General features: G+C 73.4%; 9 protein-coding genes. 5 read left to right on the top strand and 4 right to left on the bottom strand.

Annotated features, from left to right (window positions below):
- The first annotated feature begins 215 nt into the window (after positions 1-215).
- The 5 genes from tkt to pgl all read left to right on the top strand — a co-directional run bounded on the left by tkt (position 216) and on the right by pgl (position 7,316).
- Entirely contained in the window at positions 216-2,315 is a 2,100-nt protein-coding gene (gene tkt / locus QQS41_RS00740; RefSeq protein ID WP_448850799.1) for a transketolase, read from the top strand.
- 366 nt (positions 2,316-2,681) lie between these two features.
- Positions 2,682-3,803, top strand: a complete 1,122-nt coding sequence (gene tal, locus QQS41_RS00745; RefSeq protein WP_448850800.1) for a transaldolase — start codon at positions 2,682-2,684, stop codon at positions 3,801-3,803.
- A gap of 24 nt (positions 3,804-3,827) precedes the next feature.
- Positions 3,828-5,405, top strand: coding sequence for a glucose-6-phosphate dehydrogenase (gene zwf / locus QQS41_RS00750; protein WP_448850801.1), 1,578 nt, complete (start codon positions 3,828-3,830; stop codon positions 5,403-5,405).
- A 27-nt stretch (positions 5,406-5,432) separates the two neighbouring features.
- Positions 5,433-6,395, top strand: a complete 963-nt coding sequence (locus tag QQS41_RS00755; RefSeq protein ID WP_448850802.1) for a glucose-6-phosphate dehydrogenase assembly protein OpcA — start codon at positions 5,433-5,435, stop codon at positions 6,393-6,395.
- 174 nt (positions 6,396-6,569) lie between these two features.
- Positions 6,570-7,316: a 6-phosphogluconolactonase gene (gene pgl / locus QQS41_RS00760; protein ID WP_448850803.1), complete on the top strand. Its 747-nt coding sequence runs from the start codon at positions 6,570-6,572 to the stop codon at positions 7,314-7,316.
- Between the two features lie 192 nt (positions 7,317-7,508).
- Here the strand turns inward: pgl and secG are convergent, their stop codons facing one another.
- The 4 genes from secG to QQS41_RS00780 all read right to left on the bottom strand — a co-directional run bounded on the left by secG (position 7,509) and on the right by QQS41_RS00780 (position 13,135).
- Positions 7,509-7,745 carry a preprotein translocase subunit SecG gene (gene secG / locus QQS41_RS00765; protein WP_448850804.1) on the bottom strand — a complete coding sequence of 79 codons (237 nt, stop codon included), beginning with the start codon at positions 7,743-7,745 and terminating at the stop codon, positions 7,509-7,511.
- Positions 7,746-8,036: 291 nt separating this feature from the next.
- A complete protein-coding gene (ppc, locus tag QQS41_RS00770) occupies positions 8,037-10,814 on the bottom strand; it encodes a phosphoenolpyruvate carboxylase (RefSeq protein WP_448850805.1) in 2,778 nt (925 codons plus the stop codon).
- 178 nt (positions 10,815-10,992) lie between these two features.
- Positions 10,993-11,775, bottom strand: a complete 783-nt coding sequence (tpiA, locus tag QQS41_RS00775; RefSeq protein WP_448850806.1) for a triose-phosphate isomerase — start codon at positions 11,773-11,775, stop codon at positions 10,993-10,995.
- Between the two features lie 151 nt (positions 11,776-11,926).
- Positions 11,927-13,135 carry a phosphoglycerate kinase gene (locus QQS41_RS00780; protein WP_448850807.1) on the bottom strand — a complete coding sequence of 403 codons (1,209 nt, stop codon included), beginning with the start codon at positions 13,133-13,135 and terminating at the stop codon, positions 11,927-11,929.
- Between the last annotated feature and the right edge of the window lie 19 nt (positions 13,136-13,154).

Here is a 13,154-nt window from a genome sequence, read left to right on the forward strand (position 1 = left end):
TCCCGCGGCGACGCGAGGGGGCTCCGGCGGGGTTCCCGTGCGGCCGGCCGCGGGCGGTGGGCGCTGTTGCGGCAACTTGCCGGGCCGGGACGCCCCATGAACGCCGGACGGCACCCTACACTGAGGGCCACGGGACGGATCCCGCGGGAGGCGCGCCGCGCCGCCGCCGGCCATCCGCCGCACACGTCGACAACGAACTCAGGAGGACGACGAACGTGACCCTCTCCCCGGAGCTGCAGGCGCGAGTCGAGCGCAAGTACCCCGACGACTGGACCGACCTGGACACCCGCGCGGTCGACACCGCCCGCGTGCTGGCGGCCGACGCCGTGCAGAAGTGCGGGTCGGGCCACCCGGGCACCGCGATGAGCCTCGCGCCCCTGGCGTACACGCTGTACCAGCGCGTCATGCGCCACGATCCGGCCGACTCGCGCTGGGCGGGCCGCGACCGCTTCGTCCTGTCCTGCGGCCACTCCTCCCTCACCCAGTACATCCAGCTGTACTTCGCCGGCTTCGGCCTCGAGCTGGACGATCTGAAGGCGCTGCGCACCTGGGGTTCCCTGACCCCGGGCCACCCGGAGTACGGCCACACCGCCGGCGTCGAGATCACCACCGGCCCGCTGGGCCAGGGCCTGGCCACCGCCGCCGGCATGGCGATGGCGGCCCGCCGCGAGCGCGGCCTGCTGGACCCGGAGGCCCCGGCCGGCGAGTCCCCGTTCGACCACTTCGTCTACGTCATCGCCTCCGACGGCGACATCCAGGAGGGCGTCACCGCCGAGGCCGGCTCGCTCGCGGGCACCCAGCAGCTGGGCAACCTCATCGTCTTCTGGGACGACAACGGCATCTCCATCGAGGACGACACCACCATCGCCTTCACCGAGGACGTCGCGGCCCGCTACCGCGCCTACGGCTGGCAGGTCATCGAGGTGGACGGCGGCGAGGACGTCGCCGCCCTCGAGGCCGCCGTCGAGGAGGCCAAGGCGGACGTCAACCGCCCGACCTTCATCCGCGTCCGCTCCGTCATCGCCTACCCGGCGCCCAACGCCATGAACACCGGCGCCTCCCACGGCGCCGCGCTGGGCGACGAGGAGGTGCGCCTCATCAAGGAGGAGCTCGGCTTCGACCCGGAGCGCACCTTCCAGGTCGACGACGACGTCATCGCCCACACCCGCTCCCTCGGCCAGCGCGCCAAGGAGGCCCGCGCCGAGTGGCAGAAGTCCTTCGACGAGTGGTCCGACCGCAACCCGGAGGGCCGCAAGCTGTTCGACCGCCTCGAGGCGCGCACCCTGCCGGAGGGATGGGACGCCGACCTGCCGCAGTGGGACGCCGACGCCAAGGGCGTCGCGACCCGCAAGGCCTCCGAGGCCACGCTGCAGGCCCTCGGCGCCACCCTGCCGGAGCTGTGGGGCGGCTCCGCCGACCTCGCCGGCTCCAACAACACCGTGATCAAGGGCGAGAAGTCCTTCGGCCCGGAGGAGATCACCACCGACACGTGGTCCACCTCCCCCTACGGCCGCAACCTGCACTTCGGCATCCGCGAGCACGCCATGGGCTCCATCCTCAACGGCATCGCCCTGCACGGCGGCACCCGCCCCTACGGCGGCACGTTCCTCATCTTCTCCGACTACATGCGCCCGGCCGTGCGACTCGCGTCCCTGATGGACATCTCCCCCATCTACGTCTGGACGCACGACTCCATCGGCCTCGGCGAGGACGGCCCGACGCACCAGCCGATCGAGCAGCTGGCCTCCCTGCGCGCCATCCCGGGCATGACGACGTTCCGCCCGGCCGACGCCAACGAGACCGCCGCCGCCTGGGCCGCCGCCATCGACGGCCCGGAGGGCCCGAAGGCCCTGGCGCTCACCCGCCAGAACGTCCCTGTGCTCGAGGGCACGAAGGAGCTGGCCGCCGAGGGCGTGCGCCGCGGCGCCTACGTCCTGCGCGACGCCGACGGCGAGCCGGACGTCATCCTCATGGCCACCGGCTCCGAGGTCCAGATGGCCGTCGAGGCCGCCGACGTCCTCGCGGAGGACGGCGTGAACGCCCGCGTCGTGTCCGTGCCGTGCCTCGACTGGTTCGAGAAGCAGGACGCCTCCTACCGCGAGTCCGTTCTCCCGGCCTCCGTCCGCGCCCGCGTGTCCGTCGAGGCGGGCATCGCGATGCCGTGGCACCGCCACATCGGCGACGCCGGCCGCGCCGTCTCCATCGAGCACTTCGGCGCCTCCGCGCCGTACCAGAAGCTCTTCGAGGAGTTCGGCATGACGACGGAGTCCGTCGTCGCCGCGGCCCGCGAGTCCATCGAGGCCGCCCGCGCCTAGCGCCCGCGCCTCCCGGCCCGCGTCCCTCGCGGCGGACAGGGCCCCGAGACGGCGCCCCGGCTTCGGCCGGGGCGCCGTCCCCGTTTCCGGGGCACGCCGCGGCGGAATCCGGGCGACCGCCCGGCAACACCCCGCAACCCCGCGCGCGGCGGCGCCGAGCCGCGTAGCGTGGCGACCGCACCCCCGGGACTCCCCCGGCGCGATCCGCCGCGATCCCGGGGATCGGCCGCCGCGGCCGCGGCACCCCGCGTCCCGCCCGCATCGCGCGGGCCGGGTGGGCACCGCGCCCGGGACGGCGGCGAACGAGCGACAGACACGACAGCACACGACGACACGAACGAAGAACCCGACAGAAAGGCCACCGACGTGACCAACCAGAACCTCTCCGACCTCGCCGCCGCCGGCACCTCCGCCTGGCTCGACGACCTGTCCCGCCAGCGCCTCGACGGCGGCGAGCTGGATGCCCTCGTCGACGAGCTCGCCGTCGTCGGCGTGACGACGAACCCCGCCATCTTCCACACCGCCATGACCGCCGGCGACGCCTACGACGCCCAGCTCACCGAGCTGGCGAAGGAGGGCGCCGAGGCCGCCCCCGCCGTCTTCACCATGGCCATCGACGACGTCCGCCGCGCCTGCGACGCGCTGGCGCCGATCCACGCCTCCACCGGCGGCGCCGACGGCCGCGTCTCCATCGAGGTCGACCCCCGCTACGCCGACGACTACGACGCCACCATCGCGCAGGCCCGCGAGCTGTGGGAGCGCGTCGGCAAGGACAACGCGATGATCAAGATCCCGGCCACCGACGCCGGGCTGCCCGCCATCACCGAGGTCCTCGCCGACGGCATCAGCGTCAACGTCACCCTCATCTTCTCCCTCGCCCGCTACCGCCAGGTCGTCGAGGCCTACATCGCCGGCATCGAGAAGGCGAAGGAGAACGGCCGCGACCTGTCCCGCATCCACTCCGTCGCGTCCTTCTTCGTCTCCCGCGTCGACACCGAGATCGACAAGCGCCTCGAGGGCATCGGCACCGACGAGGCCCTCGCGCTGCGCGGCAAGGCCGGCGTCGCCAACGCCCGGCTCGCCTACGCCGAGTTCGAGCGCGCCTTCGCCGCCGACGACGATCGCTGGGCCCCGCTGGCCGAGGCCGGCGCCCACGTCCAGCGCCCGCTGTGGGCCTCCACCGGCGTGAAGAACCCCGACTACCCGGCCACCCTCTACGTGACCGAGCTGGCCGGACCGCACACCGTCAACACCATGCCGGAGAAGACCCTGCGCGCGACGGTCGAAGCGGCCCTGGACGCCCCGATCTCCGATACGCTGACCGGGACCGGCGCGGACGCCGAGGCCCTGATGGCCTCCCTGGCGGACGCCGGCATCGACCTCGACGACGTCTTCGCCGTCCTGGAGAAGGAGGGCGTCGACAAGTTCGTCGACTCCTGGCGGCAGCTGCTCGACGCCATCGGCGAGAAGCTCGAGCGCCTGCGCTAGGACCGACCGACGACAAGGAGCCCCATGGACAACGGACGCTCGACGCTGCAGAACCCCGCCGCGCCCCGCGAAGGCGCCGGAGGCTGGACCAACCCCCTCCGCGACGCCCGCGACAAGCGGCTCCCGCGGATCGCGGGACCCGGCGGCATGGTCATCTTCGGCGTCACCGGCGACCTCGCCCGCAAGAAGCTGCTGCCGGCCATCTACGACCTCGCCAACCGGGGTCTGCTGCCCGCCAGCTTCGCGATGGTCGGCTACGGCCGCCGCGGGTGGTCGAAGGAGGAGTTCGAGTCCTACGTCCGCACCGCCGTCGAGGCCGGCGCCCGCACCGAGTGGCGCGAGCACGTGTGGAACCGCCTCGCCGAGGGCATCCACTTCGTCACCGGCACCTTCGACGACGACGAGGGCTTCGACGCCCTGGCGGCCAAGCTGCGGGAGCTCGACGAGTCCCGCGGCACCGCCGGCAACTGGGCGTACTACCTGTCCATCCCGCCGAGCGGCTTCGCCGCCGTGTGCAACCAGCTCGACCGCGCCGGCCTCGCGACGCCGGGCGAGGAGAGCTGGCGCCGCGTCATCATCGAGAAGCCCTTCGGCCACGACCTCGCCTCCGCCCGCGAGCTCAACCAGACGGTCAACTCCGTCTTCCCGGAGTCGTCGGTGTTCCGCATCGACCACTACCTGGGCAAGGAGACCGTCCAGAACATCATGGCGCTGCGCTTCGCCAACCAGCTGTTCGAGCCGCAGTGGAACGCGCACTACGTCGACCACGTGCAGATCACGATGGCGGAGGACATCGGCCTCGGCGGCCGCGCCGGCTACTATGACGGCATCGGCGCCGCCCGCGACGTCATCCAGAACCACCTGCTCCAGCTCCTGGCGCTGGTGGCCATGGAGGAGCCGTCGGCCTTCACCCCGGAGGACCTGCAGGCGGAGAAGATCAAGGTGCTCCGCGCCGCCGAGCCGGTGCTGCCCCTGGCGAAGACCACCGCCCGCGGCCAGTACTCCGCCGGCTGGCAGGGCTCCCACTTCGTCCGCGGCCTGCGCGAGGAGGAGGGCTTCGACCCCGAGTCCCGCACCGAGACCTACGCCGCCTGCACCGTCCAGGTGAACTCCCGCCGCTGGGCCGGCGTGCCGTTCTACCTGCGCACCGGCAAGCGCCTCGGCCGCCGCGTCACCGAGATCGCCCTGGTCTTCAAGACCGCGCCGCACCTGCCGTTCGCCGACGACATGACGACGGCGCTGGGCGCCAACGCCCTGGTCATCCGCGTCCAGCCGGACGAGGGCGTCCTGCTGCGCTTCGGCTCCAAGGTCCCGGGCTCCACCATGGAGGTCCGCGACGTCAACATGGACTTCGCCTACCAGGAGTCCTTCACCGAGGAGTCGCCGGAGGCCTACGAGCGCCTCATCCTCGACGCCCTGCTAGACGAGGCGAGCCTCTTCCCCACCAACGAGGAGGTCGAGCACTCCTGGCGGATCCTCGACCCCATCATCGAGTACTGGGCCCGCGAGGGCCGCCCCGAGGACTACCCGGCCGGCACGTGGGGCCCGGAATCCGCCGACCGCATGCTCGCCCGCGAGGGCCGGGCCTGGCGGCGGCCGTAGGCGACGAGGACGACGAGGAACAGGCACATGATCAAGAACCTCCCCGACACCGACACCCGCGACATCGCCCGCGAGCTGCTCACCCTCCGCGAGGACGGCGGCGGCGCCACCACCGGCCGCGTGCTGACGCTCATCGTGCTCGCCCAGCGCGAGGACGACCTGGCCCGCATCATCAGCATCGCCAACGAGGTCTCCCGCGAGCACCCGGCCCGCGTGCTGGTGCTCATCTCCGGCGACCCGCGCGGCGAGTCCCGCCTCGACGCGGAGCTGCACTTCGGCGGCGACGCCGGCGCGGCCGAGATCGTCGTCATGCACGTCTCCGGCGAGGTCGGCGAGCACCCCGCGGCCGTCGTCACGCCGCTGCTGCTGCCCGACACCCCGATCGTCGCGTGGTGGCCGTCGAAGCCGCCGCAGGTCCCGGCCGCCACCGCCGTCGGCCAGATCGCGCAGCGCCGCATCACCGACTCGCTCATCGACCCCGACGCCGACGCGGTGAACCTCCGCCGCACCGGCTACAACCCGGGCGACACCGACCTCTGCTGGTCCCGCCTGACATCGTGGCGCGGCGTCCTGGCCTCCGCGATGGACCAGCCGCCGCACGGCGCCGTCACCGCCGCGACGATCGCCGGCTCGGCCGACGACCCGTCCGTCGACATCGCCGCCGGCTGGCTCGCCGACCGCCTCGGCGTCACCGTCACCCGCGTCATGGAGGACGGCCCCACCGTCCCGCTGGACCACGAGGGCGAGCCGAAGGCGCCCGTCAGCCGCGTCCTGCTGGAGCGCGAGGCCGGCGACCTGGAGCTGCGCGTCACCGGCTCCATGACCGCCGTCGTCCGCATCGGCGGCCGCCCGCCGTTCAAGGTCGCGCTGTCGCGCCGCCCCACGGCCGACTGCCTGACGGAGGAACTGCGCCACCTCGACCCGGACGTCGCCTACGGCCGCGCCCTCCGCGGCCTGGCGCGCATCCGCCGCGTCCGCGAGTCCCACTAGAGGACCCGGAACCGGCCGCGGCCCCGGCGACCACCGCCGGGGCCGCCGTCGCGTCCGGGCCCGGCAGCGGTGCCCCGCCTCCGGGCCCGCCGGTCCGCCCCGCGCATCGACCCCGGGGCACAACTGAACCGCGCCCGCCCCACCCCGACCATCCCGACCAGAAAGGCCCCGCACATGGCCGAGTTCGATCTCTTCGGCACCCCCGAGTTCTCCCGTCACGCCGACCAGGCAGCCCTCGTCGAGGCCGCCCGCGCCCGCTTCTGCGACGTCGTCGCGCAGGCGCAGGGCAACGACGACGTCGCCCGCGTCGTCATCACCGGCGGCGGCGCCGGCATCGCCCTGCTGGAGGCGCTGGCCGCCGACTCCGGCGACGTCGACTGGGAGCGCGTCCTCGTGTTCTACGGCGACGAGCGCTTCGTGCCCGCCGACGACCCCGAGCGCAACCAGCTCCAGGCCGACCGCGCGCTGCTGTCGAAGGTCCGCATCCCGGAGTCCCACGTGTTCAGCATCCTGCCGTCGGACGGCCCCTTCGGCGACGACCCGGGCGGCGTCGCCCGCGCCTACGCCGCCATCGTCGCGGAGCAGGCCCCCGACGGGTTCGACCTCCACCTCATGGGCATGGGCGGCGAGGGCCACGTCAACTCGCTGTTCCCCCACTCCCCGGCCCTGGCCGAGGAGAACGCCCTGGTCGCCCCCGTCCGCGACTGCCCGAAGCCCCCGCCGACCCGCATCACCCTGACCATGCCGGCGGTGCGGACGGCCGACCGCATCTGGCTGCTGGTCGCCGGCGACGCGAAGGCCGACGCCGTGCGAGCCATCGCCGACGGCGCCGACCCGGCCGAGTGGCCCGCCTCCGGCGTCCGCGGCCGCCGCGAGACCGTCGTCTTCGTCGACGACGCGGCCGCCGCCAAGCTGGACTAGCCCGGCGGCGCCGGGGCACGGCACGTCCGCCCCGGCACGGGAGGCCGGTCACCGCCGGCCCGGCCCGGCCGGCCCTCCTCCGCCCACGCGAAACGGGGACCCCGCACGATGCGGGGTCCCCGTTTTCCGCGCCCGGTGCGCGTCGTCACGCATGACCCGGGCGATGCGCCGGCCGCGGCCGGCGCGCGGCCGTCACCAGCCGAACGCCTGGAACAGGCCGAGCAGCACGATGCACGCCAGCCACAGGATGGCGGTGATGATCGTGATGCGGTCGAGGTTCTTCTCCACCACCGTGGAACCCGACAGGTTGGACTGCATGCCGCCGCCGAAGAGGCTGGACAGGCCGCCGCCCTTGCCCTTGTGCAGCAGCACGAAGACGGCCATCAGCAGGGACGTGATGACCAGGATGATCTGGAGAGCGAGTTCCACGCGGCGTTTCCTCCACGGCGTCGTCGTCGGTCGGTGGTCGTCCGGGGCTGCGGCCCCGGTGCGGTGTCCCGGGGCGCGCCCCGGTGCGGCTCCCCCGCGGGGGCGCCGTCGACTCCCGCCACGATACCGCACCCGCGGCCCCGGTTGCGGCACCGGGGCGAACCGCGCGGCGCGGAGGCCCCGCGGTACGTCGCCTGGCCCGGGCGGGCGGATGATCGCGGCGGGGCGCGTCGTCACGCGATCACCGCACCCGCGCACCGCGGGTGCGTCGCGTGACGACGGCGATCCGCGCTACCCGGAGTTGCGCAGCGCGGTGGCCAGGCCGTTCATGGTCAGCTGGATGCCGCGGTGGACCTTGTCGCGGCGGTCGCCGGCGCGGTAGCGGCGCAGCATCTCCAGCTGGATGACGTTGAGCGGCATGAGGTACGGGAAGCGCATGTCGACGGAGCGGGCCAGCAGCGGGTTGTCGCCCAGCAGCCCCTCGTGGCCCGTGACCTCGAGGAACATCTCGCGGGTCAGCGCGAACTCCTCGCGGATGTGGGCCTGGATGCGATCGGCGACCTCCCGGTCCGCGACGAGCGTGGCGTACTGGGCGGCGATGTCCATGTCGGCCTTCGACATGACCTGCGCCATGTTCGACAGCACCGACTCGAGGAAGGGCCAGGAGCGGACGAGCTCCCGCAGCTCCTCGCGGCGGGCGTCGTCGCCGCCGATCCAGTCGCGCAGCGCCGTGCCGACGCCGAACCAGCCCGGCACCATCGACCGCTGCTGCGACCACGCCAGCACCCACGGGATGGCGCGGAGATCGGAGATGGACGTCGTCTGCTTGCGCGACGTCGGCCGCGAGCCGATGTTGAGGTTGCCGATCTCCGCCACCGGCGTCGACTCCTCGAAGAAGGCGATGAAGCCCGGGTCCTCGTGCATGAGCGAGGCGTAGGCGTCGCGCGACAGGTCGGCGATCTCGCGCATCACGGCGTGGGCGCGCTCGTGATCCTCCAGGTCCTCGACGCGCAGCAGCGACGACTCGATGGTCGCCGACAGCAGCGCCTCCAGGTTCCGGCGGGCCGAGGCGGGGGCGCCGTACTTCGCGGAGATGATCTCGCCCTGCTCCGTGATGCGCACGGAGCCGCGCACCGCGCCGTGCGGCTGGGCGAGGATCGCCTCGTAGGACGGGCCGCCGCCGCGGCCGACGGTGCCGCCGCGGCCGTGGAACAGGCGCAGGTGGACGTCCGCCTCCCTCGACAGGGCCGTCAGCTGCAGCTCCGCGTCGTAGAGCGCCCAGTTGGCGGCGAAGTAGCCGCCGTCCTTGTTGGAGTCGGAGTAGCCGAGCATGACCTCCTGCTCGTCGCCCCGGTTGCGCAGGTAGGCGCGGTAGACGTCGACGTCCAGGGCGTCGCGCAGGATGCCGGCGCCGGCGCGGAGATCCTCGATGGTCTCGAACAGCGGGATGACGTCGACGGTGCCGGCCGGGCCGTCCTCGCCGACGGTGATGAGCCCCGCCTCCTTCAGCAGGATCATCGGCTCCAGCAGGTCGGACACCGAGGAGCACATGGAGATGATGGAGTGCGGCACGACCTCCGGGCCGTAGGCGGCGCAGGCCGCGGCGGCGGCGCGGACGATGCCGAGCTCCCGCTCGGCGACCTCCGACAGCCGCGCCCCGGCGGGCACGAGCGGGCGGGCCGACGACAGCTCGCGGACGAGGATCTCCACGCGCTTGTCCTCCGGCAGGCGGGAGTAGTCCGGGGCGACGCCGGCGAGGCGGAACAGCTCCGTCAGCACGTCCTCGTGCACGTCGGAGTTCTGGCGCAGGTCCAGGGAGTGCAGGTGGAAGCCGAAGGTGCGGACCGTCTCCTGCAGGTCCGCCAGGCGGTGGTCGGCGAGGATGTCGTCGTGGTTGCGGCGCAGCGAGCCCTCCACGACCGCGAGGTCCGCGAGCATCTCCCCCGCGTCCGCGTACGGCTCGTGGTCCGACCAGTCGCCCTCGACGACGCCGGAGCCGAGGCGGTGGATGGCCGTGGCGGCGACGCGGCCGCGGACGCCGTGCATCGCGCGGCGGTAGGGCTCGTCGACGCGCGACGGGACGTCGTTGCGTCCCCGGCCCGCCAGGGCGATGAGGTCGACGGAGACGTTGGACAGCCGGTCCGACAGGCTTAGCTCGCGCTCCAGGGCGTGGCACTGGGCGACGTAGTGGCGCAGCACCGTCGCGGCCGCCCGGTCGGTCGCGTAGCGCACGGTGTCGGCGTCGACGAAGGGGTTGCCGTCGTGGTCGCCGCCGATCCAGGAGCCCATGCGCAGCGTCGGCGCCATGTCCGCGTCGCCGCCGCGTTCCACGAGCCGGCGGCGCACCTCGCGGTTCAGCTGCGGGATCGTCTCCAGCAGGGACAGCTGGTAGTAGCGCAGGCCGACCTCGACCTCGTCCCGGATGTCCGGGCGGTTCATGCGGATGAGCGCCGTCTGCCACAGCGTCGTGATGCGGCGGCGGATGTCGTGGTCCAGCGCGGCCAGGCGTCCGGCGGTGCGGGCGGTCTCCGGCTCCGCCTGGATGCGGTGGCGCTCGCGCATGGCGGTGGCGATGTGCTTCTGGACGTCGAAGACGGTGCGGCGCCGGGTCTCCGTCGGGTGGGCGGTGAGCACCGGGGAGACCAGGGCGCGGCGGGAGACCGCGGCGACCTGCTCCGGGGCGACGGAGGCGTCGTCGAGCTTGCGCCACGTCGCCGCCAGCGAGGAGTCGCGGGGCTCGGCGCCGGCGTCCAGCTCGGCCTCCAGCAGGCGTTCCTCGTGGAGGTCCTCGGCGACGTTGGCCAGCAGCGCGAAGTGGGTGAACGCGCGGATGATCGGGCTGGCGTCGGCCGGGTCGATGTCGTGGAACAGGTCCGCCAGCGCGGTGACGTCGCCCTCGCCGCGGTGGAGGCGGAACGCCGTGCGGCGGGCCTCCTCCACCAGGTCGAAGACGTCGCCGCCCTCCTGCTCGGCGATGACCTCGCCGAGGATCCGGCCGAGGTGGCGGATGTCCTCCCGGAGGATCGCGTCGCTGGCGTCTGCCGTGGGCATGCTGCGGTGGTCGTTCATGGCCCGGATGCTACGCCCGGCACGGCCGCGGCGCGCGGGCCCGGGCCCGGCGTGGACCGGGTCGGGCGCCGCGCGCCGCGTGCGTGTGGGACGCGGGGGCGATGCGCGGGGGACGCCGGTCCCTCGCGTCGCCGCCGCCGGGTGCGCCGCGTGACGACGGCACCCGCTCCGGCGGGGTCTACTCCGCGGAGTCGGCGGCCAGGGCCGCCAGCTTGGCGAACGCCTCGCCGTCGAGGGAGGCGCCGCCGACGAGGCCGCCGTCGACGTCGGGCTGGGAGACCAGCTCGGCGACGTTGTCGACCTTCATGGAGCCGCCGTAGAGGATGCGCATGCCGTCGGCGACGACGTCGCCGGCGATCTCGCGGACGGCCTCGCGGATGGCCTTACAGACCTCCTGCGCGTCGGCGGAGGACGCGACCTTGCCGGTGCCGATGGCCCACACCGGCTCGTAGGCGATGACGGACGCGGCGACGTCCTTGTCGGTCAGGCCGTCGAGGGAGCCCTTGACCTGCTCGACGACGTAGTCGACGTGCTCGCCCTTCTCGCGGATCTCCAGCGGCTCGCCGACGCAGACGATGGGGGCCATGCCCTCCTTCAGCGCCGCCTTGGCCTTCTTGGCGACCAGCGCGTCGTCCTCGCCGTGGTACTCGCGGCGCTCGGAGTGGCCGACGACAACCCAGCGGCAGCCGAGCTTGGCCAGCATGTGGCCGGAGATCTCGCCAGTGTAGGCGCCCTTCTCGTGGACGGAGACGTCCTGGGCGCCGTAGGTGACGGCCAGCTTGTCGCCCTCGACGAGGGTCTGCACGGAGCGCAGGTCGGTGAACGGCGGGATGACCGCGACGTCGACCTTGTCGTAGTACTCCTTCGGCAGGGCGAAGGCGAGCTTCTGGACGACGCCGATGGCCTCCAGGTGGTTGAGGTTCATCTTCCAGTTGCCGGCGATGAGGGGCTTGCGAGCCATGGTCGTTTCGTCTCCTTCCCCCGCGCGGTCGGCGCGGGCGGGTGATCGTGGTGTGTCGGTGGGACGGGGGTCGGCGGGCCGGGCATCGCGCCCGGCCCGCCGGGGCTCCGCCGCGGCGCGTGGTGCGTCGTGCGGGGCCGGTGCCGCGGGGCTAGGACTCGAGGACCTCGACGCCCGGCAGCTCCTTGCCCTCCAGGAACTCGAGCGACGCGCCGCCGCCGGTGGAGATGTGGCTGAAGCCGTCCTCGTCGAGGCCCAGGGTGCGCACCGCCGCGGCGGAGTCGCCGCCGCCGACGACGGAGAAGCAGCCGTCCTTCGTCGAGTCGATGATGGCCTGCGCGACCAGGCGGGTGCCGTTGGCGAACGCCTCCATCTCGAACACGCCCATCGGGCCGTTCCAGAACACGGTCTTGGCCTCGGCCAGCACGGAGGCGAACGCCATCGCGGACTCCGGGCCGACGTCCAGGCCCATCCAGCCGTCGGGGATCTCGGTGGCGTCGACCGTCTTGCGGTCGGCGTCGGCGGCGAACTCGGAGGCGACGACGACGTCGGTCGGCAGCACGATCTGCTCGCCGTACTTCTCCAGCAGCTCCTTGCAGGTGTCCACCATCTCCTCCTGCAGCAGGGAGGACCCGACGGACAGGCCCTTGGCGGCGAGGAAGGTGAAGCACATGCCGCCGCCGATGATGAGGTTGTCGACCTTCGGGGCCAGCGCCTCGATGACGCCCAGCTTGTCGGAGACCTTGGAGCCGCCCAGCACCACGGCGTAGGGCTTCTCCGGGTCCTCGGCGACGGTGCGCAGCACCTCGAGCTCGGCGCGGACCAGGTCGCCGGCGTAGGCCGGCAGCTTCTTCGCGACGTCGTAGACGGACGCCTGGGCGCGGTGGACGACGCCGAAGCCGTCGGAGACGAACGCGCCCTCCGGGACCAGGTCGGCCAGCTCGGCGGCGAACGCCTCGCGCTCCGTCTCGTCCTTGGAGGTCTCGCGGGCGTCGTAGCGGACGTTCTCCACCAGCAGCACGTCGCCGTCGGTCAGGCCGTTGGCGCGCTCGTGGGCGTCCTCGCCGGACACGTCGCCGGCGAGGGCGACGTAGCGGTCCAGGCGCTCGGACAGCGCCTCGGCGACCGGGGCGAGGGACAGCTCCGGCTTCGCCTCGCCCTTCGGGCGGCCCAGGTGGGCGGTGACGACGACCTTCGCGCCGGCCTCGGAGAGCTTGCGCAGCGTCGGGACGGAGGCGTCGACGCGGCCGAAGTCGGTGATGGCGCCGTCCTTCAGCGGGACGTTGAGGTCGGAGCGGACGAGGACGTAGCGGCCCTCGACGCCCTCGTCGAGCAGGTCCTGCAGGGTCTTCACGGTCATGGTCGGGGGTTCCTTCCTT

The organism is Corynebacterium sp. 335C (genome assembly GCF_053525695.1).

Bases quoted from the DNA above. Each gene is read 5' to 3' on its own strand.
- tpiA (WP_448850806.1), bottom strand. From the start codon at position 11,775: ATGGCTCGCAAGCCCCTCATCGCCGGCAACTGGAAGATGAACCTCAAC.
- QQS41_RS00755 (WP_448850802.1), top strand. From the start codon at position 5,433: ATGATCAAGAACCTCCCCGACACCGACACCCGCGACATCGCCCGCGAG.
- pgl (WP_448850803.1), top strand. From the start codon at position 6,570: ATGGCCGAGTTCGATCTCTTCGGCACCCCCGAGTTCTCCCGTCACGCC.
- QQS41_RS00780 (WP_448850807.1), bottom strand. From the start codon at position 13,135: ATGACCGTGAAGACCCTGCAGGACCTGCTCGACGAGGGCGTCGAGGGC.
- ppc (WP_448850805.1), bottom strand. From the start codon at position 10,814: ATGAACGACCACCGCAGCATGCCCACGGCAGACGCCAGCGACGCGATC.
- zwf (WP_448850801.1), top strand. From the start codon at position 3,828: ATGGACAACGGACGCTCGACGCTGCAGAACCCCGCCGCGCCCCGCGAA.